Raw genomic sequence first — 22,453 nt, 5'->3', positions numbered from 1 at the left:
GGCCGAGTCGCCGAGGGGCACTCAGCCGGCGTAGTGGGGCTCGCTGAGCCGGCGGCGGAACTCGGCGTGAGCGGTCTGGAAGACCTCGTTGAGGCGCTCCAGTTCGGCCTCGGTCGGTTCTCGCCGCAGCCCAACGTCGATCTTGAAGTCACCGTCCACGATCGCCACGTCGAGGCGGTCGAGCAGGTCCGCGGGAAGCCGGGTGATGACGAACTCGCGGAACGCCTCGCCGATCGTGCCCGCCATGTCGCCGCAGCCGCAGGTGCGGCCCTCCAGGACCGCACCGAGGTGGCTGCGGCCGATGATCGCGTCCGGGTGCACGGGGTCCATGACGCTCAGGCCGTCCTCCAGCACGGCGCGGGCCTCCGGCAGCCGCTCCTCGTGCTGGAGGAACAGGCCGAGGGCGATGCAGGCGCGCCCGACCATGTCGTGGTCGGCGCCGCGGCGCGCCTGGTGCACCGCCTCGGTCAGCCGCTGCTCCGCCGGGCCCACCTGGCCGGCCTCCTTCAGCGCAAGGCCCCAGTTGCGCAGCACCTGACTGCGCAGCTCCGGACGACCGATGCGCTCGGCCCTCGCGTCCGCCGTGGCGTACGTGCGCAGCGCCGCCCCGGCATCGCCGGCCTCGTCCTGAGCCATCGCCAGGCCGAGCGCCGCCATGAGGGCCTCCTCCTGCCGGCCCTGGCGGTCGTACGACGAGAGCACCCGCTCGATCGCCTCGATCCGCCCCGCCTGGTCACCGAGATCACGACCGAGGTTCGCCAGCACGGACAGGGCGTTGAGCGTCGCCTGGTGGTCGACGCCGAGCCGCTCCTCCAGTGCCGCGACCAGGGCGATGAGCAGCGGCTTGGACGCCGGGTCGCCGTGGTCCAGCAGTTGGGTGACGACCCGCCCGACCTGCTCGACCACCTCGTCGGGCAGTTGGTGCAGGCCCACGAAGAGCGGTTCGCGGGTGCCACCGGCGTGCACGATCGCCGCGCGCAGCGCCAACGCGGAGGCCACCCGCTCGTGCCCGTTGCGCCACAGGTTGGCCACCGCCTCCTCGACGACCTGCCGGGCGCCGGCCAGGTCGCCACGCTGCCGCAGCAGGTCCGCCAGTGGTTCGAGGCCGAACGCGTAGCCGGCGTGCTCGCGACCGTAGAAGGCGAGCCGTTCCCGAACGCCCTGGCGCAGCTCCGTCTCGGCCTCGTCGAGCCGCCCGGCCAGGCGCAGCGCCGAGCCCAGGTTGAGCCGGTAGGTCAACTGGTCCTTACGGGACTCGTGATCGCGTGGCGGCACGGACACGGCTCGGCGGTAGCACTCGACCGCGCGGTCGAGTTGATCGGCGTTGAGCAGCACGTTGCCGAGGTCGCACTGGGCGGAGGCCCACTCCGGGCTGCCGTGACCGTGCCTGTCCGCGGCGGCCTGCACCTCGCGCGTCATGAGGTTCTCGGCGTCGCCCATGCGGCCCTCCTGCAACAGCGCGAAGGCCACCTCGACCGGAGTGAGGGGTGTCGTCACGATCGGCAGTCTAGGGTCCGCCCACCGACGCTCGCGTACCCCGCGGCGGGGCGGACTGGTGTTGACTCTGCGGGTGGATCGTCAACGGCTCAGCAGCATCGCGCACTCGCACCACCCGATCGCGGCCCCGATCTTCGGTGTCAACGTCAACCGGCTCCTGCGCCGGGCGGGCCGCCAACCGACGGCTCGCATCCTCGACCTCGGCTGTGGAGAGGGAGCCTGGGCGCTGCAGGCCCTCGCCCACTACCCCGACGGGCACGCGGACGGCGTCGACGTCAGCCCGTACGCCCTCGAACGCGCCGCCGGCGCCGCCGAGGCGCGCGGCCTCGCCGAGCGGCTCACGCTGCACGAGCGCGACGCCCGGACGTACGTGCCGGACGGCGACTACGACCTGGTGCTGTGCGTCGGGTCGACACACGCGTTCGGCGGATTCCGCGAGACGCTGGAGCTGGCCGGCCGGCATGTGAACGCCGACGGGATCCTCCTGGTCGGCGAGGGGTTCTGGCAGGTCCCGCCGACCCCGGAGGCACTCGCGGCCCTCGACGCGAAGCCGGAGGAGTTCACCGACCTCGCCGGGCTGGCCGACGCCGCCGAGCAGGCCGGCTGGACGCCGGTGTACGCCCACGTCAGCGACGCCGCCGAGTGGGACGACTACGAGTGGTCGTGGATCGGCTCGCTCACCGAGTGGGCGTTGGACAATCCCGGCCATCCGGATGCCGCCGAGGCGCTGGCCGTCGCCGGGGAGCACCGCGACCGGTGGTTGCGCGGGTACCGCAACGTCCTGGGCTTCGCGACGTTGGTGCTGCGCCGCACCTGATCAGGGTGCGCCCCGCGGCTCCGGTTCAGCGCGTCACCATCGCCGGCCGGCCTGGCGGAGCATCGCGTCCATCTCGGGATCGGGCAGGAGCTCCCGGACCTCCTGGGCGCAGCGGCAGGCGTCGGCGATCTTGGCAGCCCAGGCCAGCGCCTCGTCGCGTGACGCCACGTCGACGACCACGAACCCGCCGATGACCTCCTTGGTCTCCGGGTAGGGGCCATCGGTGACCATCCCGTCCGTGGCCACGACGCTCGCCTGCTGGCGTTCGAGTCCGGTGCCGAACACGAACACGCCGGCGTTCACGGCCTCCTGGATCACCGCGTGCGCGGCCTTGCCCACGTCGGGCACCTCCTCGGCGGGGATGTGGTCCATCGCGCCGTCGTTGAACGAGATCAGGTACCGCGTCATCCCGTGACTCCCTTGTCCCGGCGGCCTTCTCCGGCCGCCTCTCCGCCCTGTTCTACGAACGACCCGCCCCGGATCCGACGCCGTGCCGGAAGAATTCTCCACCCGATCTCCGCCGGTTGCTCCCGGGCGACGGTCTGGAATGCTTCGCCCATGCCTTCCTTCCCGCCCACCTTCGCCGACCGGGTCGTCGCACAGCCGCTCCAGGCCCAGTTCGAGGCGTTCCTCGACGAGCACCGCGACGCGCTCAACGGCTGCCTGGACGGGCTGACCGAGGAACAGGCGCGCCGATCGTTGGTGGCCTCCGGGACCACGCTGCTGGGTCTCGTCAAGCACGCGACCTTCGTCGAGAAGGTCTGGTTCGACGAGGCCGTCACGTGCCGGACGCGCGCGGAGATCGGCATCCCCGAGGTGTCCGACGAGTCGTTCCTCCTCGATGACGGCGACACGATCGCCGGCGTCCGGCACGCACACCGCGAGGCCTGCGAAGCATCACGCCGTGCGACGGCTTCCCTGGGTCTGGACGACATCCTTCGCGGGCACCGGCGTGGCCCGGTTCCGCTGCGGTGGGTGTATCTCCACATGCTGCGCGAGCTGGCTCAGCACTGCGGGCACGCGGACATTCTCCGCGAGCAGCTCATCAACGGGTAGTGCGCGGGCGGCTCCAGGGGGCTGCCCCCGGCCGCGATCCCGGCCACCCGTCGTCGGCGCCGGGTGGCCCGGCGCCGACGAGGGGACTGGTTCAGGCCGGTTCGTCGGCCGGTGCGGCGTCCGCGGCGGGGCGCTGCACCGGCACGTCGACGGTACGGCGGGGACCGGTGAACCACTTCCGGGCGGAGGCGTACCACCAGACGGCAACGCCGAGCAGCACCCCGCCGACGGCGAGCGGGGCGTAGTTGACGGCCGTCCAGGTGAAGTCCGTGTTGCCGGGCACGCCGGCCGGCACGATCGGCAGCACGAAGTAGACGCTGATGATCGCGATCTCGATCACCGCGATCCAGCCGAGCAGCCGGTACCTCCGGCCCAGCGTCCACGGCCCCGGCACGAACCGGTCCCCCATCCGCAGCCGCAGGAAGATCGGGATGAGGAAGGACAGGTACAGGCCGATCACCGCGACCGAGACCACCGCGTAGAAGGCGACCGGCACGCCGGCCTTCTGGTAGAGCGCGGGAAGGGTGAGCACGAGCCCGGCCAGGGTGGCCGCGATGATCGCGTTGACCGGGGTGCCGTTGCGGTTCACCCGGGACCAGAGCCGCCAGCCCGGCACCGCGCGGTCCCGGCTGAACGCGTACGCCATCCGGGACATCGAGGTCACGCAGCTCATCCCGCAGAAGAACTGGCCGATGGTGGAGATGATGATGACGGCTTTGAAGAAGAACGGGGTCAGCGCGGACTCGAAGATGGCCCCGGAGAAGCCGCCCGCCGAGTTGATGGCGTCCACATCGGTGGCCGCGAAGAGGAAGGCGAGCAGCAGGATCCAGCCGCCGACCGCGGAGTAGAAGATCGACCGCCAGAGGCCCTGGGCGGCGGCCTTCGAGGCGCCCCGGGTCTCCTCGGAGACGTGCGCGCAGGCGTCGAAGCCGGTGATCGTGTACTGGGTGAGCAGGAAGCCCAGCGGCAGCACGTAGAACCAGAAGGTGAGCCCACCGGTGTCGCCGTCGCCGAAGCCGGAGTTGTTGAACCGCTCGGTGAAGACGAACTTGAAGCTCTGGTGGTCGTCGGGGACCAGGAGCAGGATCAGCACCACGGCGGCCGCGCCGGCCACGTGCCACCAGACCGAGACGTTCTGGAGTACGTCGATGACGTGGTGCCCGTAGATGTTGATGAGCCCGTGCAGGGCGAGGATCACCACGAACAGCCCGAAGGTCTGGTGCGCGGTGCCGGCCCACCCGTCGAAGAGCGCGGACAGGGTGAGGTTGAGGAAGGTGGCGCAGCCGTAATCGACCGAGGCGGTCACCGCCACGAGGCCGATCAGGTTGAGCCAGCCGGTGAACCAGCCGTGCACCGGCCGCCCCATGGTGGCGGCCCACCAGTAGATGCCGCCGGCGGTCGGGTAGGCCGAGACCAGCTCGGCCATGCAGAAGCCGATGATCAGGATGAACAGCGAGATCAGCGGCCAGCCCCAGGAGATGGCGACCGGCCCGCCGTTGTTCCACGCCTGGCCGAAGGTGGTGAAACAGCCGGCCAGGATCGAGATGATCGAGAACGAGATGGCGAAGTTGGAGAAGCCGCTCCACTTGCGGTGCAGCTCCTGTTTGTAGCCGAGTTCGGCGAGCCGTCGGGCGTCGTCGTCCATCGGTTGCTCGGCGGTCGGCGCGGGCGTCGTGGCCACTGCACACCTCCTCGAGGTGACTTCCCCGGTGCGAGTGGGCAAAGTGTGATCCCGCCGATCAAGGCGGTCAATACGGCAGCCGTGGGAATCTCACGGCCGGCACGGCTAATTGCGTTGCCGCGCGAGGGCGTACCGGGGCATCCTTGAGCCCGTGACCAGGCCCGATCGCGACGGGCCACCACCGGGCGCTCGGCAACGCCCGGCCCGCGGCGGTGCGCGGCGTCCACCTCTCTCTCACTGAAGTACGGCGGTTCGCCGTACCCCCCGGACGCCCGCGCCGCCGCTCCCTACCTCCCGATCGTGCGCACCAGGCCCGGCGCGGCGACGTCGACCGGCCCGGCGTACCCGTGTCCCGCCGCCGCGACCGCCTCCGCCGGGTCGGTCCCGGGCCACAGGTGGGTGAGCAGCAGCCGCCGCGTCCCGGCGGCCTCGGCGTACCGGCCCACCTCAGCGGCGCTGGACAGGTTGCCGACGTGCCGGTCGGGGATCTCCACCGGATACGTCGCCTCGGCGATCAGCAGGTCGGCGTCGCGGGCCAGCTCGACGAGGTCCGGGCTGGGTCCGGTGTCCCCGGTGTAGGCCAGTATGGCGTCCGCGGCGGCGAATCGGGCGCCGATGTTGGGCACCCAGTGCGGCAGCGACCACGTGTCCACCCGGAACGGCCCGAGGTCGAATGCTTCTCCCGGCGCGAGGGCGGACAGCCGGTACGCCCCGTCGACCAGACCCGCCTCGTCGATGGCGAGCAGGCGGTCCAGAGCTCCGGCGGGCGCGTACACGGGCAGCGGCGGGCCGTCCCGGTCGGCGAGCACCCGGGCCCGCAGCAGCGGTTGGAGGTCCGCGCAGTGGTCCGGGTGGCCGTGGCTGACGTAAACAGCGTCCACCTGCGCCGCCGGGACGCGCGCCAGCAGCGGTTGCAGCGTCGCGTACCCGGGGTCGATCAGCAGCCGGAAGCCCGCGTGTTCGACCAGGAAGCCGGAGCACGACTGCTCGGCGGTGGGCCAGGCGCCGAGCCCACCGAGGACGGTGATCCGCACGGGTGCGACCCTAACCGGTGGCAGCGGTGAACGCCGCCTCGATCCGGTCAGGCGAACAGCAGCCCGGCCACCCAGAGCACGGCGATGACCAGCCCGGCCAGGAACTCGACCAGCATGGACAGCCCGGCCGCCTTGAGCGCCTGCACGGTGGCCGGCCAGGCGAGCTGGTTGCTGCCCAGCCGCAGCCGCTCGGCGCCCCAGATCCCGCCGACGAAGCCGATCGGCAGCCCGACCACCGGTATGACGAAGAATCCGACCAGGCCGAGCAGTCCCCCAGCGAGCAGCGACGACGTCGGCACGCCGGTCCGTTTCAGGTTCCGCCCGGGCCAGAGGTACTTGACCACGCCGCCGCCGACGGCGACCACGGTGGCGGCGGCCAGCACGGCCCAGCGGCCCGGCCCGGCGTCGGCGAACAGCGCCCACACCAGCACGCCGCCCCAGCACAGCGGCAGCGCCGGCAGCCCGGGCACCACCACCCCGGCCAGCCCGGCCACGATGGCCAGCGCGGCCACCACCGACACCACCGCCTGCGAATCGCCCAGGCTCACCGCGTCTCCTCCCCGGCCGCACGGGCCCCCGCCCGGCCCGCGCGCTGCTCCGGCAGGCGCGACGGCCGCTGCACCCCTTCCTTACCCTCGAGCCGCGCGCGGATGTCGGCCGCGGGCATCGGCGGGCCGAACCAGCGGCCCTGCCCGGTGTCGCAGCGCAGCGACCGCAGCCGCTCGGCCTGCTCCTCGGTCTCCACCGCCTCGGCGGTCACCCACAGCTCCAGCGCGTGGGCCAGCCGGACCAGGGCGTCCACGATCCGCTCGTCGCGGTGGTCGGCGACCACGTCCGCGCCGTCGCCCCGGATCCCCTCGACGAACGGGCCGGCCAGCTTCAGGCAGTGGATCGGCAGCCGCCGCAGGTACGCCAGGTTCGAGTAGCCCGTGCCGAAGTCGTCGATGGCGAGCCGGATCCCGAGGTCGGCGAGCTGGTGCAGGGCACGCAGCGACTCCCCCGCCGTGCCCATCACGGCGCTCTCGGTCAGCTCCAGTTGCAGCAGCTCGGCGGGGAGCCCGGTGCGCTGCAACGCCTCGGCGACGGTCTCCACGATGGCCGGGTCGTCGGCCTGGCGGGCGGCCAGGTTGACGTTGACCATGAGCCGCGCCTCCGGGTACGCCCGCCGCCAGCTCTCGGCGTCGCGGCACGCCTGCCGGAGCACCCAGGCGCCGAGCCGGACGATCAGGCCGGTCTCCTCGGCCAGCCCGATGAACCGGTCGGGCCCGATCAGCCCCAGCTCCGGGTGCTGCCAGCGGACCAGCGCCTCCACGGCCACCATCGATCCGTCGAGCAGCGAGACGATCGGCTGGTAGTGCAGCACGAACTCGCCCCGGTCCAGCGCGGCGGGCAGGTTGGCGGCCAGCGCCGAGCGGGCGATGTCGGCGGCGCTGCGCTCCGGGTCGTAGACCGCCCAGCGGCCCCGCCCCTCGGCCTTGGCCCAGTAGAGCGTGGTGTCGGCGGCCTTCATGAGGTCGGAGACGTTGGTCTCGGCGGCCGGGCACTCCACGATGCCGATGCTCGCCGAGACGGCAAGCTGCTGGTCGCCGACGTGCACCGGGGCGGAGACGGCGGCCAGGGCCAGCTCGGCCACCTCCACGGCGTCGTCGAGACCACCGTCGGAGTCGACCAGGATCACGAACTCGTCGCCGCCCATCCGGGCCACCAGGTGGCCGCGGCCGGACACGCAGTCGGCGAGCCGCCGGGCGATCACCTTGAGCAGGCGGTCGCCCAGGTCGTGGCCGAGGCTGTCGTTGATCGCCTTGAAGCCGTCGAGGTCGATGAAGCAGAGCCCGACCCGCTGCTCCGCCGCGGCGGTGTCGAAGACCTGGCCGAGCGTCTCGAAGAAGAGCGTACGGTTCGGCAGGCCGGTGAGCGGATCGTGCAGCGCCTGGAAGCGCAGCCGCTGCTGGAGCTGGTAGCGCTCGGTGATGTCCTCGATCATCGCCACGGTGAACCGGGGGCGGCCGTCGTCGTGGCGGATCAGGGTGACGGCCAGGTCGGTCCAGACGACGCTGCCGTCCTTGCGGTAGTAGCGCTTCTCCACCCGGGCGCTGTCGCGCTTGCCCTCGATCAGCTCCTGGTAGAGCTCCCACATCCCGGCGGCGTCATCGGCGTGGAACAGCCCGTCCACGGTCAGCTCCCGCAGCTCGGCGACGGTGTAGCCGAGCATGTCCGCGAAGGACTGGTTGACCTCGATGATCCGCCCGTCCACCCCGGCGATACCGATGCCGATGGCGGCCCCGGTGAAGACCGCCCGGAACCGCGCCTCGCTGTCGCGCAGCGCCTGCTCGACCTCGTCCCGGGCCTGCCAGGCCGAGCGGGCGATCCGCTCCTGCTGGCTGAACACCCGGTCGCGCAGCGCCCGGCCGAAGCCGGCGGCGAACGCTCCCTGCATGGCGGCGATCCGCTCCCGCACCTCGGGCGGCTCCGCCCGGGCGGGCAGCACCCAGGACAGGAAGCGGTCCCCGAGTGCCCGCACCGACCAGTCGAGCACCCCGGGCTCGGTGAGGTGCGCCTCGACCAGGGCCCGCCCGACGTCCTCGGCCGGCTGGGCGGAGAACGACGGGGCGAGCAGCGCCCGGCCGAGCCGGACGGTGTGCCCGAGCAGCAGCCGCTCGGTCTCGGCCGCGCTCAACGGCACGAAACCGATGCGCCGCACCGCCCGGGCCCACTCGGCGGCGTACGCCGCGGCGCCCGGCCGGCTGAAGTCGTCCCCGTCGGGGTCCGGGGGGCGCATGTCGGCTCAGCCGGCTGTCCGGTCGTGCCGGGCGACGCCGCCGAACGCCCCGAACCGCTCGGGGTGCTCGTCCACGTCGGACGGCGAGTCGGGCCGCCAGAGCGGCATGTGCACGACACCCGGTTCGAGCACGGTCCAGTCGCCGAAGTAGCCGGTGATCTCGGCCCGCGAGCGCAGCGTGATCTCGGTGGCGGTGCGGGCCGACAGGCGCTGCGCGTCGAGCATCTCCTGCGGCTGGTCCTCGAAGGTCGAATGCGAGATGACCAGGAAACTGCCGGGCGCAGCGGCGGCCCGCAGGGTGGCCAGGATGTCGCCCGGCCGGTCCGCGTCGGGGATGAAGTGGACCACGCCGGCGAGCAGGATGCCGACCGGACGGTCGAAGTCGATCAGCCCACTGGCCCGCGCCTGGTCCAGGATCAGCTTCGGCTCCCGCAGGTCGGCCAGGATGGCGGTGGCCCGGTCGTTGCCGGCGAGCAGTTCCCGGCTGTGCGCCACGGCGACCGGGTCGATGTCGACGTAGACGATGCGGGCCTCGGGGTTGGCCGCCTGGGCCACCTCGTGCACGTTGCCGACCGTGGGAATGCCCGAGCCGATGTCGAGGAACTGGTCGATGCCGGCGTCGAGCAGCACCCGGACGGCCCGGCGCAGGAACTCCCGCCCCGAGCGCATGGTGGCGGCCAGGTTCGGCGTCATGGCGGCGATCTGCTCGGCGAGCTGCCGGTCGATCTCGAAGTTGTGCGCGCCGCCGAGGAAGTAGTCGTAGACCCGGGCCGCGCTCGGCCGGCTCAGGTCGATCTCGGCGGGAAGTCCGTCCGGCGTCTGCATCGCTCGGTCCCCCAGGTCGTCGCCGCGGTGAGCGGGCGCCCGGACGCGAGCGGCCCGCATGAGTCGTGTGGTCCACACCACTCTATGCGGGCGCACCCACGAAGGGGAGATCCACTCTCGACGGTACGCCCGCCCGCCGTCAGGCCGCCGACTCCAGCAGCAGCGAGATGCCCTGCCCGACGCCGATGCACATGGTGGCGAGGGCCCGTCGCCCGCCCCGGCGGCGCAGCTCCAGCGCGGCGGTGAGGGCCAGCCGGGCGCCGCTGGCGCCGAGCGGGTGGCCCAGCGCGATGGCCCCGCCGTTCGGGTTGACGTGCTCGGCGTCCTCGGGCAGCCCCAGCTCGCGCAGCACCGCCACCGACTGGGCGGCGAACGCCTCGTTCAGCTCGATCACGTCGACGTCGGCCAGGCCCAGGCCCTGCCGGTCGAGGAGCTTGCGGGTGGCCGGGACCGGCCCGATGCCCATGATCCGCGGCGGCACGCCGGCCGCCGCCGCCCCGCTCACCCGGGCCAGCGGGGTGAGGCCGTAGCGCTCGACGGCCGCCGCGGAGGCGACCAGCAGGGCCACCGCGCCGTCGTTGACGCCGGAGGAGTTGCCGGCGGTCACCGTGCCGCCCTCGCGGAACGGGGTGGGCAGTGCGGCGAGCTTCTCCAGTGAGGTCTCCCGGGGGTGCTCGTCGACCTCGACCAGCTTCGTCTCGCGCCTGCCGGCCGGCACGGTCACCGGCACGATCTCCTCGGCCAGCCGCCCGTCGGCCTGCGCCTTGGCGGCGCGCTGCTGGGACCGGTACGCGAACTCGTCCTGCGCGGCCCGGTCGACCCCGAAGTCGGCGGCCACGTTCTCGGCCGTCTCCGGCATCGAGTCGATGCCCCACCCCTTCTTCATCAGCGGGTTCACCAGCCGCCAGCCGATGGTGGTGTCGTAGACCTCGGCGGTGCGGGCGTACGGGGTGGTGGCCTTCGGCATCACGAAGGGTGCCCGGCTCATGCTCTCCACCCCGCCGGCGACCAGCAGGTCGGCCTCCCCCGCCACGACGGCGCGGGCCGCGGTGGCGAGCGCGTCGAGACCGGAGCCGCAGAGCCGGTTGACCGTGCTGCCCGGCACCTCCTCGGGCAGCCCACCGAGCAGCGCGGCCATCCGGGCCACGTTGCGGTTGTCCTCACCGGCCTGGTTGGCGCAGCCCAGGATGACGTCGTCGGTGCGGGCCCAGTCCACCGAGGGGTGGCGCGCGACCAGTTCGCGGATCACGTGCGCGGCCAGGTCGTCGGGGCGCACTCCGGCGAGGGCGCCGGCGTACCGGCCGATCGGGGTGCGGACACCGGCCACGAGGTATGCGACGGTCATCGGCGCTCAGTCCTTCGGGGGTGGGCGAGGGGTGGCGGCGGGTCGCCCGCCGGGTCACGGGGACGCCCGGCGCCAGGATATCCGCGCCCGGAACGGATAGGTTGGCCGCATGGCCCGGGCCCAGTTCAGCGCAGAGACCGCCGGTGGCGGGGCGTTCGTCCGCCAGCCCAACCGGTTCACCGGTCGGGTCACCCCGCACTCCACCTCCCCGGAGGGCGGCGGCCCCGACGACCAGGGCCGCTGGCCGCTGGAGGCGGGCCGCTACCGGCTGATCTGGTGCCGGGCCTGTCCGTGGGCGCACCGGGCCCGGATCGTGCGCGGCCTGCTCGGGCTGGATGAGGTGATCTCGCTGGGCACGGTCGACCCGATCCGGGACGAGCGGGGCTGGCGGTTCAGCCTCGACCAGGACGGCTTCGACCCGGTGCTCGGCATCGGGTACCTCAGCGACGCCTACCTGTCGACCGACCCGGACTACACCGGCCGGGTCACCGTGCCGGCGCTGGTCGACACGGTCACCGGCCGGGTGGTCACCAACGACTACCCGCAGCTCACCCTCGACTTCTCCACCGAGTGGCGGCGGTTCCACAAGCCGGGCGCGCCGGATCTCTACCCGGTCGGGCTGCGCCCCGAGATGGACGCGCTGATGGCGGAGATCCACCGGGACGTCAACAACGGCGTCTACCGGTGCGGCTTCGCCACCTCGCAGGAGGCCTACGACGAGGCGTACGCCGCGCTGTTCACCCGGCTGGACGTGCTGTCGGAGCGGCTGTCCGGGCGGCGCTACCTCATGGGCGACCAGATCACCGAGGCCGACGTGCGGCTGTTCACCACGCTGGTCCGCTTCGACGTGGCGTACCACGGGCACTTCAAGTGCAACCGGCAGAAGCTCACCGAGATGCCGGTGCTCTGGGCGTACGCCCGGGACCTGTTCCAGACGCCCGGCTTCGGCGAGACGGTGGACTTCGACCACATCAAGCGGCACTACTACGCCACCCACGAGATGATCAACCCGACCCGGATCGTGCCGCTCGGTCCGGACCTGTCCGGCTGGACCACGCCGCACGGGCGTGGCTGACCCCGGCGTCCTCCGGGCCGCCGCCGCGTCCGCCGCCGCCGGGTGCACCGTGGCCGGGGCGGTCGCCGTGACGGTCGCCGTGATCGCCGGTCCCGGTCCGGGCCTGACCGGGTACGTCAGCGAGGCCGGCGTCACCGACAGCGGCTACGCCGGGGCGTACCGGATCGGGGTCTTCGCCCTGGCGGCGGCGCTGCTGCTGCTCGCCGCGGCGCTGCCCACGGCGCTGCGGACGGCGGCCGGGCTGCTCGTGGCCGGCGCCGCCGGCACGGGGCTCTCCGGGGCGGTGACCTGCTCCGCCGGCTGCCCGCTGCCGCCGTTCGAGGCCGCCACGGTGGCCGACCTGGTGCACGGCGGCGCGAGCATCGCGGCCACGGCCACGGTGGTCTTCGCCATGCTGGCGCTGGTCCTCGCCCCGGCCGCGGGGCGGGCGCTGCGCCGGGTGGCCGCGGTGGGCGCGGCCCTGGCGCTGCCGCTGTCCGGGGCCGTCGGGCTGGCCATGCTGCTGGCCGGCCGGGGCGGCCTGGTCGGGGTGCTGGAACGGCTGCTGCTGGCGGTGGCCGCCGGCTGGGGGCTGGCCACCGCCGTCGTGCTCGGGGTGCGGCCGCCGTCCGCAGCCGGGCCGGCCCCGACGCTCATGGCTTGACGGCGAGCACGGGCCGGTCGGCGTCGAGCAGGATGCGCTGCGCGGCACTGCCCATGATCAGCTTGCCGACCGGCGAGCGGCGGCGCAGGCCGATCACGATCACCGAGGCGTCGACCGCCTCGGCGACGCGCACGACCTCGTCGGCGAGGTCCCCGGCGTGCGCGTCCTGGCGGACCTCGACGGCGACGCCGGCCGCCGCGCCCCGCTCGCCCATGGCGCGGACCGCCTCCGGGGCGGCCATCTCCGCGCTGACCGGCGCGCCCTCCCGCGGCGTGTTGAGCACCACCAGCCGCTCCCGGCGCCGTGCGGCCTCCGCGAGGCCCGCGGTGAAGGCGGCGTCCCCTTCGGGCGTGGGGACGTACGCGACGAGAACGGTCACACGAGCTCCTTGGTGGTGTCGTGGGGTGCGGAGTCGGGGCGGGCCGTGGACCGTCGGCGGGCGAGGGCGGCCCGGACCGGCGGGAGCAGGGCCACGAGCAGGAACAGGGCGAGCAGGGTGCCCGAGATCGGCCGGGTGAGGAAGCCGGTCGCGTCCCCGTCGAAGATCAGCAGTGAGCGGCGCAGCGAGTCCTCCAGCAGCGAACCCAGCACGAACGCCAGCACCAGCGGGCCCGGGTCGAAGCCGAGCTTCTTCATCAGGTACCCGAGGGCGCCGAAGACGATCACCAGCCCGATGTCGAAGACGTCGTTGTTGACCGTGTAGACGCCGACCAGCGTGATCAGGACGGTGATGGGCGCGAGGATGGTGGCCCGCACCCGCAGGATCTTCACGAACAGGCCGACCAGCGGGATGCTCATGATCAGCAACAGGATGTTGCCGATGTACATCGAGTTGACCACGCCCCAGAACAGCTCGGGCTCCTGGCTGACCAGCTGGGGGCCGGGGCTGACCCCCTGGATGAGCAGCGCACCGAAGATGACCGCCATGGTGGCGTTGGCGGGGATGCCGAGGGTGAGCAGCGGGATGAAGGAGGACGTCGCGGCCGCGTTGTTCGCGGTCTCCGGGGCGGCGACCCCCTCGACGGCGCCCCTGCCGAACCGCTCCGGGTTCCGGGACCGGCGCTTCTCGATCGCGTACGCGGCCAACGAGGCCAGGGTCGCACCGCCGCCGGGCAGGATGCCCAGGACGAAGCCGAGGACGGAACCGCGTCCGATGGCCCCCGACGACTCGCGGAGGTCCGCGCGCGACGGCCACACGTTGGCGACCTTCGTCGGTGCGTGCACCGCCCGGTGGCGCTCCTCCAGGTTGTAGAGGATCTCGCCGAGGCCGAACAGGCCCATCGCGATCGGCACGAAGTCCAGGCCGTCGGCCAGTGACAGGTTCTCGAAGGTGAACCGCTCGGCGCCGGTGAAGCTGTCCCGGCCGACCGTGGCCAGCAGCAGGCCGACGCACGCGGCGATCACGGCCTTGAGCCGTCCGCCGCTGCTCACGGTGGCCACCAGCAGGATGCCGAGCAGGGCCAGGGCCGTGTACTCGGGTGGACCGAAGTCCAGCGCGAAGCCGGCCACCACGGGCGCGACCAGCGTCAGGGCGATGATCGAGACGGTGCCGCCGATGAAGGAGCCGACGGCGGCGACGCCGAGGGCGGTGCCGGCCCGGCCCTGCCGGGCCAGCGCGTGGCCGTCGAAGACGGTCACCACCGAGGACGCCTCGCCGGGCAGCCGGAGGAGGACGGAGGTGATGGTGCCGCCGTACTGGGCGCCGTAGAAGATGCCCGCGAGCATGATGATCGCGGTCACCGGCTCGATGCCGAAGGTGACCGGCAGCAGGATCGCGATCGTGGCCGCGGGACCGAGGCCGGGCAGGACGCCGACCAGCATGCCGATGACGACGCCGATCAGGCAGTACAGCAGGTTCGCCGGTTCGAGTACGACGCCGAAGCCGTCGAGCACGGGCGCGAAGTCCACGGGCCCTCCTAGAAGAGGTGCGGGATGGGAACGGAGAGGGCCGCGACGAAGACGAGGTAGAACCCGACCACCACGCCGAGGCTCGTCAGGACGGACGTCCGCCAGCCCTCTCGGCCGAGGAACCGCAGCCAGACGAAGGCGAGCAGGGCGGCGGGGATCTCGAAACCGATGGCCCCGATGACCGCCACGAACACGACCATGGTGGCCAGGCCGCCGAGGACCAGCCAGCTCGCCCCGGAGAAGCGTTCCGCGTCCGTCGTCCGCCGGGCGGCGGCGAGGAGCCCGAGGCCGAGCACGACGAGCGCGGCGCTCACCAGCAGCGGCCAGGTGCCGGAGTCGGGGCTGCGGACCGTCCCGAGTCCGAGGCGGCCGGAGCCGGCCAACGCGGCGACACCGAGCGCGATGACGGCGACGGCGACGGCGACGTTGCTCAGCGGCCCCGCCGCGGGCGGCCGGCCCTCGTGCTCGGCCTCCTCGACCCGGTGGATCGCCTCGTCGAGGCTGAGCTCTTCGAGGAGGCTGTCCTCGTCCGTCTCCGCCCGGGTGGCCCCGGTGGCCGGCCGGCCACCGGGGCTCCCCTGGGTGGGCACGCCGCCGTGGGCAGCGGTCACTTCGCTCCGCCGAGGTCGATGGAGTACTTCTCGACCACGCCGCGGTACTTGTCCAGGTTCCCGGTCCACTGCTTGCGCAGCTCCTCGCCGTCGGCCTCGTTGGGGGTGAGCTGGTTGTCCTCGTTGAACTTCTTGTACGCGTCGGCCTGGAACGCCTTCTGGAAGGCCTGACGGAGCCGGTCGACGACCTCCTTCGGCGTGCCCTTCGGCGCGAAGATCGCCCGCGACTGCTGCACCGGCACGTCGTGGCCCGCCTCCACAGCGGTCGGGGTGTCGGGCAGGTACGACGGCCGCTTCTCGGCGAAGGTGACGATCGGGGTCAGCTTGCCGGCCTGGATCTGCTCGATGGCTTCGCCCAGCTGGATCGAGCCGACGTCCACCTGGCCACCGAGGACCGCGGTCAGCGTGGGCGACCCGCCGTCGAACGGAACGGCCTTGGCGTTGATGCCGGCCTGCCGGAACAGCAGCTCCTGGGAGAGCTGGCTGCCCGTGCCGACGCCCGTGGTGCCGAAGGTGATCTGCCGCCCGGCCTTGGCCAGGTCGTCGACGGTCTTGAAGCCGGACTTCGGCGCCGCCACGAGCACGTAGTCGTCCTGGCTGACGCCGGTGACGATCTCGTAGTCCGCGATGTCCGGCGCCTGACCCTTGGCGACGGCCAGCGGCGTGATGTACGCCAGGCTGCCGTTGTAGACCATCAGGGTGTGCCCGTCGGCCTTCTTGCCGGCCAGTTCCTTCGCGGCGAGGGCGCCGTTCGCGCCGGGCTTGTTCTCCACCGTGACGGGCACGCCGAGGTCGCTCTTGACCTGGTCGGCCAGTGCCCGGGCGATGAGGTCGGTGCTGCCGCCCGGGTCCTGCCCGACAAGAATCGTGATCGGGGCGTCCCCCGGGAACTTCGCCTCGTCGCTGGATCCGCCGCCGACGTTGCCGCCGCAGGCGGCGAGCGAGAGGGCCAGGGCCATCCCGGCACCCGCCGTCGCCCACTGGCGCACGCGGTTGATGCTCATGTCGTTCTCCTCTAGCAGAGCCATGTTTCAGCCGTGGGCGCTGTGAGTGGGGTCACGGACGCCTGAATGACGGCAGCGTAAGAACCTCGGCTCATGCCTGTCCAAATCCAATGGAGCATCAATTGATACCTTCTTGACATGGCGTTCACGCTGGAGCAACTTCGCGGTTTCGTCGCCGTCGCCGACGAGCTGCACTTCGGCCGCGCGGCCGCCCGGCTGCAGATGACGCAGCCTCCCCTGAGTCGTCAGATCCAGAAGCTGGAACGGGTGGTGGGTGCCCAGCTGCTGGAACGGGACAACCGCCGGGTCACCCTCACGGCAGCGGGCGCGGCGTTCCTGGTCGAGGCCCGTCGCCTGCTGATTCTCGCCGACTCGGCACCGGAGCTGGCCCGGCGGGTGTCGTCCGGAGCCAGCGGTGTGGTCCGCATCGGGTTCACGGCCGCGTCCGCGTACGGGGTCCTCGGAGAGCTGCTGAACGACCTGAGCCGGGAGCTGCCCGACGTCGCCGTCGACCTGACCGAGATGGTGACCCGCGAGCAGGTGGCCGGGCTGCTCAAGGAGGAGGTCGATCTCGGGCTGGCCCGACCACCCTTCGACGAGGAGGCCTTCGGCTCGCGGCTGCTGCACCGGGAGGCGCTGCTCGTCGCCGCCCCCGCAGGTCACCGGCTTCTCGATCTGGGCCGGCCGGCGGTGGCTGCGGACCTGGCGGGCGAGCCCGTCGTCATGCACTCGCCGACCAAGGCCAAGTACTTCTACGACCTGGTCGCGGGCGTCGTACCGATCGCCGCCGAGAACACCGTGCACACCGTGAGCCAGGTGCTCACCATGCTCTGGCTCGTGGCGGCAGGTCGTGGTGTCGCGTTCGTCCCCGCGTCCGCCGCACGCCTGCCCATCGAGGGGGTGGGGTTCATACGGCTGGAGACCCCCACCCCCGAGCCGGTCGAGCTTCACCTGCTGTGGACCAGGAGTTCGAAGAACCCGGCCCTCTGGCGGGCGCTGGCCGCGCTGGACCGGCCGGCCGCCTTTTGATACCTGGCAGGCATCGTTCGATGCGGAACTGCTCTTGGACATGCATCATGGCCGGTTCCTACGGTGATCGAGACCACCGTCCGCACCGCCGGCCGACTCCGGCGCGGACCCGGACCCAAGGACACGATCACCGTGACGCTGCTGCCCCCGGACGTTCTCGCTGACCGGCTGAAGTCGGGCCTGCTCTCCTTCCCGGTCACCCACTTCGACGCCGACCTGCAGTTCGACGAGACCCGGTACCGGGAGCACCTCGCGTGGCAGGCGAGCTTCGACGTGGCCGGCCTGTTCGCCGCGGGCGGCACCGGCGAGGGGTTCTCGCTGACCTCGGCCGAGATGGACCGCGTCGTCCGGGCCGCCGTGGACGAGGTGGCCGGGAAGGTTCCCGTCATCGCGCCGGCCACCGGCGGCACCGCCCTCGCCGTCGCCCAGGCCCGGGCCGCCCAGGCCGCCGGCGCCGACGGTCTCCTGCTGTTCCCGCCGTACCTCACCGAGGCCAGCCAGCAGGGCCTCGTCGAGCACGTCAGCGCCGTGTGCCGCGCGACCGACCTCGGCGTCATCGTCTACAGCCGCGCGAACGCCGTCCTCACCGACGCCACCGTGGCCCGGATCGCCGACCGCAACCCCAACCTCATCGGGCTCAAGGACGGGATCGGCGACATCGAGCAGATGACCCGGACCTACGCCCGGGTCGGCGACCGGCTCATCTACGTGGGCGGGCTGCCGACCGCCGAGACGTTCGCGCTGCCGCTGCTCCAGCTCGGGGTGAACACCTACTCCTCCGCGCTGTACAACTTCCTGCCCGAGTTCGCGCTCCGGTTCTACGCCGCCGTACGGGCTCAGGACCGGCCGGCGGTCTACCAGATGCTCACCGACTTCGTGATCCCGTACCTGGACATCCGGGACCGGGCCCGGGGGTACGCCGTCTCCATCGTCAAGGCCGGCCTGACCGCCGTCGGCCGCGGCGGCGGCCCGGTCCGGCCTCCGCTGTCGGACCTGACGGAGACCGAGCTCGCCGAGCTGACCACCCTGGTCGAGAAGGTCTCCCTCACCCAGCTCCCGACTCCGAGAGGACGGCGATGACCCGCACCCCGACCGTGGCCCGCGTCGAGGCGGTGCCCGTCGCCGGGTACGACAGCATGCTGCTCAACCTCAGCGGCGCGCACGGACCCTTCTTCACCCGCAACATCGCCGTCGTCACCGACAGCGAGGGGCGGGTCGGCGTCGGCGAGGTGCCGGGTGGCGAGGCGATCCGCCGGACCATCTCCGAGGCCGGCGAGCTGCTCGTCGGGCAGCCGGTCGCCCGGTTCGGCCGGCTGCTGCGTGCGGTGGCCGACCGGTTCGCCGACCGCGACGCCGCCGGGCGCGGGCTCCAGACCTTCGACCTGCGTACGACGGTCCACGCGGTGACCGCGCTGGAGTCGGCGCTGCTCGACCTGCTGGGTCAACACCTGGGCGTGCCGGTGGCGGAGCTCCTCGGCGACGGGCAGCAGCGCGACACCGTGCCGATGCTGGGCTACCTCTTCTACATCGGCGACCGCCGCCGCACCGACCTGCCCTACCTGGCCGAGGCCGCACCGGCCGACGACTGGGAACGGCTGCGCCGCGAGCCGGCCCTGACCCCCGACGCGATCGTGGCGCTCGCCGAGGCGGCACAGGCGCGCTACGGGTTCACCGACTTCAAGCTCAAGGGCGGCGTGCTGGCCGGCGAGCAGGAGATCGCCGCGGTCCGCGCCCTGGCCGAGCGGTTCCCGGACGCACGCATCACGCTCGACCCGAACGGCGGCTGGCTGCTGGCCGAGGCCGTCGAACTCTGCCGGGACCTGGCCGGGGTGCTCGCGTACGCCGAGGACCCGGTCGGCGCCGAGGGCGGTTTCTCCGGGCGCGAGGTCATGGCGGAGTTCCGGCGGGCCACGGGGCTGCCGACGGCCACCAACATGATCGCGACGGACTGGCGGCAGATGGCCCACGCGGTCCGGTCGAACGCGGTCGACATCCCCCTCGCCGATCCGCACTTCTGGACTATGCGCGGCTCGGTCCGGGTCGCCCAGCTGTGCCACGACTTCGGCCTGACCTGGGGTTCGCACTCCAACAACCACTTCGACATCTCGCTGGCGATGTTCACCCACGTGGGCGCCGCCGCGCCCGGCGAGATCACCGCCCTCGACACGCACTGGATCTGGCAGGACGGGCAGGCGCTCACGCGGGCGCCGCTGTCGATCCGGGACGGGCGGATCGCCGTCCCCACCGCGCCCGGACTGGGCGTCGAACTGGACCGCGACGCCCTGGCCGCGGCGCACGAGCGGTACCTGGAGCACGGCCTCGGCGCCCGGGACGACGCCGTGGCGATGCGGTACCTCGTGCCCGACTGGGCGTTCGACCCCAAGCGCCCCTGCCTGGTCCGCTGACCGCCACCCGTGGCGCCCGACGAAGGAGACACATGACCACCGCCAGCGCTTCCGACGCCGCCCCCGCAGTCCTCGACCGGATCGAGTCGGTGACGCTCTCGTCGGTCACCCTTCCGCTGCCCACCGGGATCAGCGACGCGAAGGTGCTCACCGGCCGGCAGCGACCGATGACGGAGGTCGCGTTCCTCTTCGCCGAGATCCGCACCGAGGCCGGGCACGAGGGCCTCGGCTTCAGCTACTCCAAGCGCGCCGGCGGGCCGGCGCAGTTCGCGCACGCCCGGGAGGTCGCCCCGGACCTGATCGGCGAGGACCCGAGCGACATCGGCCGGCTCTGGACGAAGCTCGTCTGGTCCGGGGCGTCGGTGGGGCGCAGCGGCGCGTCCACCCAGGCGCTCGCCGCGATCGACGTCGCGCTCTGGGACCTCAAGGCCAAGCGCGCCGGGCTGCCGCTGGCCAAGCTGCTGGGTGCGTACCGCGACTCGGTCCGCTGCTACAACACCTCGGGCGGCTTCCTGCACGAGTCGATCGGGCAGGTGCTGGAGAACGCCACCCGCACCCTCGAATCGGGCGTCGGCGGCATCAAGATCAAGGTCGGTCAGCCGGACTCGGCGGAGGACCTGCGCCGAGTGCGCAAGGTGCGGGAGCACCTCGGTGACGGCGTCCCGTTCATGGTGGACGCCAACCAGCAGTGGGACCGGCCGACCGCCATGCGGGTGGGCCGGGCGCTGGAGGAGTTCGGCCTGGTCTGGGTCGAGGAGCCGCTCGACGCGTACGACGCGGAGGGGCACGCCCAGCTCGCCCGGTCCCTGGACACCGCGGTCGCGACGGGAGAGATGCTGACCAGCGTCGCGGAGCACTACGAGCTGATCCGGGCCGGCGCGGTGGACATCCTCCAGCCGGACGCCCCCCGCATCGGCGGCATCACCCAGTTCCTCAAGCTCGCGACCCTGGCCGACCACAGCAACCTGCAACTGGCGCCGCACTTCGCGATGGAGATCCACGTGCACCTGGCGGCCGCCTACCCGCACGAGCCGTGGGTGGAGCACTTCGACTGGCTGTACCCGCTGTTCAACGAGCGCCTGGAGACCCGCGGCGGGCGCATGTACATCTCGGACCGCCCTGGTCTCGGCATCACCCTGAGCGATCAGGCCCGCGCCTGGACCGTCGACCGCGTCCACGTCGACGCGTCCCGCTGAACCACAACATGGAGGTACCCCGCATGTCCGACGTCGTGAGCATCGACCCCCGGACCGGCCAGGCGGTCGAGGTCGTCGCCCGGGAGACGACCACCGAGGAGGTGGACCGGCTCTGCTCGGCGGCGCAGGCCGCCGCCGCCGGACTGGAGGCGCTGGGCCGCGACGGGCGGGCGGCGCTGCTGCGTGCCCTGGCCGACGCGCTGGAGAGCCGGCGGGAGGAGGTCGTCACCGTCGCCGACCGGGAGACGGCGCTCGGACCGGTGAGGCTGCACGGTGAGCTGACCCGCACCTGCTACCAGCTGCGCCTGTTCGCCGAGGTCCTGGACGAGGGCAGCTACGTCGAGGCGGCGATCGACCACGCCGGGGACACGCCGATGGGTCCTCGCCCTGACCTGCGCCGGATGCTCGTCCCGATCGGCCCGGTCGCGGTCTTCGGCGCCAGCAACTTCCCGCTGGCCTTCTCCGTGCCGGGCGGCGACACCGCCTCGGCGCTCGCGGCCGGCTGCCCGGTCGTCGTCAAGGCGCACGGGTCCCATCCCGCGACGTCACAGCTCGTGTTCGACATCCTGGCGACGGCGGCGGAGAAGGCCGGCGCCCCGGCCGGCACGCTGGGCGTCGTCCACGGCGTCCAGGCCGGCGCCGACCTCGTCGCCCACCCGGCGATCCGCGCCGTCGGTTTCACCGGCTCGGTCACCGGCGGGCGGGCGCTGCTGCAGATCATCGAGCAGCGCCCGGACCCCGTGCCGTTCTTCGGTGAGCTCAGCAGCCTCAATCCGGTGGTCGTGACGCCGCAGGCCGCAGCCGAGCGCGGCGCGACGATCGGGACCGAACTCGTCGGCTCCTTCACCCTCGGCGGCGGCCAGTTCTGCACCAAGCCAGGACTGGTGTTCGTGCCGGCCGGCGCCGACGGCGACGGGCTGGTCGAGGCGATGGCCACGGCGGTCCGGGAGGCCGGAGCGCCGGTGCTGCTCAACGAGGGCATCGCCACCGCGTACGGGCACATCGCCGGCGGGCTCGCCGACGCCGAGGGCGTCGAGGTGCTGGCCCGCGGCGCGCAGCCGGCGGGAGCCGGCTTCCAGGCCGCGCCGCTGCTCCTCACCACGGTGGCCGCCGACCTGCCCCACCAGGTCACCGAGGAGTGCTTCGGGCCGGTGTCGGTCGTGGCCCGCTACGAGGGCACGGCGGACCTGTTCGGGGCGCTGGCGGAGCTGCCCTCGTCGCTGACCGCTACCGTGCTGCGCGGGCAGGGCGAGACGGAGCTGCCGCTGGCGGTCTCCGCGGAGCTGCGTCCACGGGCCGGCCGGATGATCTACGACGCCTACCCCACGGGCGTGGCCGTCTCCTGGGCCCAGCACCACGGTGGGCCGTGGCCGTCGACCAACTCGCAGCACACGTCCGTCGGCACCACCGCGATCCGGCGCTTCCTGCGTCCGGTCACCTGGCAGGGAGCGCCCGCCGACCTGCTCCCGCCCGAGCTGACCGACGACCACCGCGCCATCCCGCGGCGCGTCGACGGCGTGCTGGAGCTGCCGCGATGACCATGCGGTG

The 22,453-nt window shown here is 72.9% G+C and carries 21 protein-coding genes; 9 read left to right on the top strand and 12 right to left on the bottom strand.

All coding sequences use genetic code 11. The features are described 5' to 3' along the window. Window positions 1–21 precede the first annotated feature (21 nt). Window positions 22–1,497: a tetratricopeptide repeat protein gene (locus ABZW14_RS06555; protein ID WP_355340785.1), complete on the bottom strand. Its 1,476-nt coding sequence runs from the start codon at window positions 1,495–1,497 to the stop codon at window positions 22–24. Window positions 1,498–1,570: 73 nt separating this feature from the next. Here ABZW14_RS06555 and ABZW14_RS06550 point away from each other — a divergent pair, with 73 nt between their 5' ends. Beyond that, entirely contained in the window at window positions 1,571–2,314 is a 744-nt protein-coding gene (locus tag ABZW14_RS06550) for a class I SAM-dependent methyltransferase (RefSeq protein WP_355340782.1), read from the top strand. A 33-nt stretch (window positions 2,315–2,347) separates the two neighbouring features. On the opposite strand, the gene ABZW14_RS06545 is transcribed toward ABZW14_RS06550, so the two are convergent. Further along, entirely contained in the window at window positions 2,348–2,722 is a 375-nt protein-coding gene (locus ABZW14_RS06545; protein ID WP_355340779.1) for a YciI family protein, read from the bottom strand. A 150-nt stretch (window positions 2,723–2,872) separates the two neighbouring features. On the opposite strand from ABZW14_RS06545, the gene ABZW14_RS06540 reads away from it, so the two are divergent. Then, a complete protein-coding gene (locus ABZW14_RS06540; protein WP_355340776.1) occupies window positions 2,873–3,370 on the top strand; it encodes a DinB family protein in 498 nt (165 codons plus the stop codon). Between the two features lie 91 nt (window positions 3,371–3,461). On the opposite strand, the gene ABZW14_RS06535 is transcribed toward ABZW14_RS06540, so the two are convergent. The 6 genes from ABZW14_RS06535 to pcaF all read right to left on the bottom strand — a co-directional run bounded on the left by ABZW14_RS06535 (window position 3,462) and on the right by pcaF (window position 11,034). Further along, complete coding sequence (locus ABZW14_RS06535; RefSeq protein WP_355340773.1) at window positions 3,462–5,051, bottom strand: amino acid permease; 1,590 nt, start codon at window positions 5,049–5,051, stop codon at window positions 3,462–3,464. Between the two features lie 287 nt (window positions 5,052–5,338). After that, window positions 5,339–6,085 carry an MBL fold metallo-hydrolase gene (locus tag ABZW14_RS06530; protein ID WP_355340770.1) on the bottom strand — a complete coding sequence of 249 codons (747 nt, stop codon included), beginning with the start codon at window positions 6,083–6,085 and terminating at the stop codon, window positions 5,339–5,341. Window positions 6,086–6,132: 47 nt separating this feature from the next. After that, the gene (locus ABZW14_RS06525) at window positions 6,133–6,633 is read right to left on the bottom strand and encodes a DUF456 domain-containing protein (RefSeq protein ID WP_355340767.1); all 501 of its coding nucleotides are present in this window, start codon (window positions 6,631–6,633) and stop codon (window positions 6,133–6,135) included. Further along, window positions 6,630–8,864 (bottom strand): EAL domain-containing protein, encoded by a 2,235-nt coding sequence (locus ABZW14_RS06520; RefSeq protein ID WP_355340764.1) that lies wholly within the window; start codon window positions 8,862–8,864, stop codon window positions 6,630–6,632. The genes ABZW14_RS06525 and ABZW14_RS06520 overlap by 4 nt, the downstream gene beginning before the upstream one ends. 6 nt (window positions 8,865–8,870) lie before the next feature. Beyond that, window positions 8,871–9,689, bottom strand: coding sequence for an SAM-dependent methyltransferase (locus ABZW14_RS06515; RefSeq protein WP_355340761.1), 819 nt, complete (start codon window positions 9,687–9,689; stop codon window positions 8,871–8,873). A 139-nt stretch (window positions 9,690–9,828) separates the two neighbouring features. Beyond that, window positions 9,829–11,034, bottom strand: coding sequence for a 3-oxoadipyl-CoA thiolase (gene pcaF, locus ABZW14_RS06510; RefSeq protein WP_355340758.1), 1,206 nt, complete (start codon window positions 11,032–11,034; stop codon window positions 9,829–9,831). A 109-nt stretch (window positions 11,035–11,143) separates the two neighbouring features. Between pcaF and ABZW14_RS06505 the strand changes: the two genes are divergently transcribed. Both ABZW14_RS06505 and ABZW14_RS06500 read left to right on the top strand, forming a co-directional pair. After that, entirely contained in the window at window positions 11,144–12,109 is a 966-nt protein-coding gene (locus ABZW14_RS06505; protein ID WP_355340755.1) for a glutathione S-transferase C-terminal domain-containing protein, read from the top strand. After that, the gene (locus ABZW14_RS06500) at window positions 12,102–12,752 is read left to right on the top strand and encodes a DUF998 domain-containing protein (RefSeq protein ID WP_355340752.1); all 651 of its coding nucleotides are present in this window, start codon (window positions 12,102–12,104) and stop codon (window positions 12,750–12,752) included. The genes ABZW14_RS06505 and ABZW14_RS06500 overlap by 8 nt, the downstream gene beginning before the upstream one ends. On the opposite strand, the gene ABZW14_RS06495 is transcribed toward ABZW14_RS06500, so the two are convergent. The 4 genes from ABZW14_RS06495 to ABZW14_RS06480 are packed head-to-tail and all read right to left on the bottom strand — an operon-like array spanning window position 12,742 to window position 16,275. Further along, entirely contained in the window at window positions 12,742–13,131 is a 390-nt protein-coding gene (locus ABZW14_RS06495; protein WP_355340749.1) for a universal stress protein, read from the bottom strand. The genes ABZW14_RS06500 and ABZW14_RS06495 overlap by 11 nt on opposite strands. Next, complete coding sequence (locus ABZW14_RS06490; protein WP_355340747.1) at window positions 13,128–14,660, bottom strand: tripartite tricarboxylate transporter permease; 1,533 nt, start codon at window positions 14,658–14,660, stop codon at window positions 13,128–13,130. Before ABZW14_RS06490 ends, ABZW14_RS06495 begins: the two co-directional genes overlap by 4 nt. 8 nt (window positions 14,661–14,668) lie before the next feature. After that, a complete protein-coding gene (locus ABZW14_RS06485) occupies window positions 14,669–15,271 on the bottom strand; it encodes a tripartite tricarboxylate transporter TctB family protein (protein WP_355340742.1) in 603 nt (200 codons plus the stop codon). Next, the gene (locus ABZW14_RS06480; protein ID WP_355340739.1) at window positions 15,268–16,275 is read right to left on the bottom strand and encodes a tripartite tricarboxylate transporter substrate binding protein; all 1,008 of its coding nucleotides are present in this window, start codon (window positions 16,273–16,275) and stop codon (window positions 15,268–15,270) included. The genes ABZW14_RS06485 and ABZW14_RS06480 overlap by 4 nt, the downstream gene beginning before the upstream one ends. A 138-nt stretch (window positions 16,276–16,413) precedes the next feature. Here ABZW14_RS06480 and ABZW14_RS06475 point away from each other — a divergent pair, with 138 nt between their 5' ends. The 5 genes from ABZW14_RS06475 (at window position 16,414) to ABZW14_RS06455 (ending at window position 22,443) form a co-directional block, all read left to right on the top strand. Beyond that, on the top strand, window positions 16,414–17,304 hold the full coding sequence (locus ABZW14_RS06475) for a LysR family transcriptional regulator (RefSeq protein ID WP_355340736.1): 891 nt from the start codon (window positions 16,414–16,416) through the stop codon (window positions 17,302–17,304). A gap of 63 nt (window positions 17,305–17,367) precedes the next feature. Then, window positions 17,368–18,384 carry a 5-dehydro-4-deoxyglucarate dehydratase gene (gene kdgD / locus ABZW14_RS06470; RefSeq protein WP_355340733.1) on the top strand — a complete coding sequence of 339 codons (1,017 nt, stop codon included), beginning with the start codon at window positions 17,368–17,370 and terminating at the stop codon, window positions 18,382–18,384. Then, a complete protein-coding gene (locus ABZW14_RS06465; protein WP_355340730.1) occupies window positions 18,381–19,709 on the top strand; it encodes an enolase C-terminal domain-like protein in 1,329 nt (442 codons plus the stop codon). Before kdgD ends, ABZW14_RS06465 begins: the two co-directional genes overlap by 4 nt. Window positions 19,710–19,741: 32 nt before the next feature. Continuing rightward, window positions 19,742–20,905: a mandelate racemase/muconate lactonizing enzyme family protein gene (locus tag ABZW14_RS06460; protein ID WP_355340727.1), complete on the top strand. Its 1,164-nt coding sequence runs from the start codon at window positions 19,742–19,744 to the stop codon at window positions 20,903–20,905. 23 nt (window positions 20,906–20,928) lie between these two features. Beyond that, entirely contained in the window at window positions 20,929–22,443 is a 1,515-nt protein-coding gene (locus tag ABZW14_RS06455; protein ID WP_355340724.1) for an aldehyde dehydrogenase (NADP(+)), read from the top strand. Window positions 22,444–22,453: the final 10 nt, after the last annotated feature.

Source organism: Micromonospora sp. NPDC004551 (genome assembly GCF_040609975.1).
GTDB lineage: Bacteria > Actinomycetota > Actinomycetes > Mycobacteriales > Micromonosporaceae > Micromonospora.
This window is presented reverse-complemented; position numbering and strand designations above follow the sequence as displayed.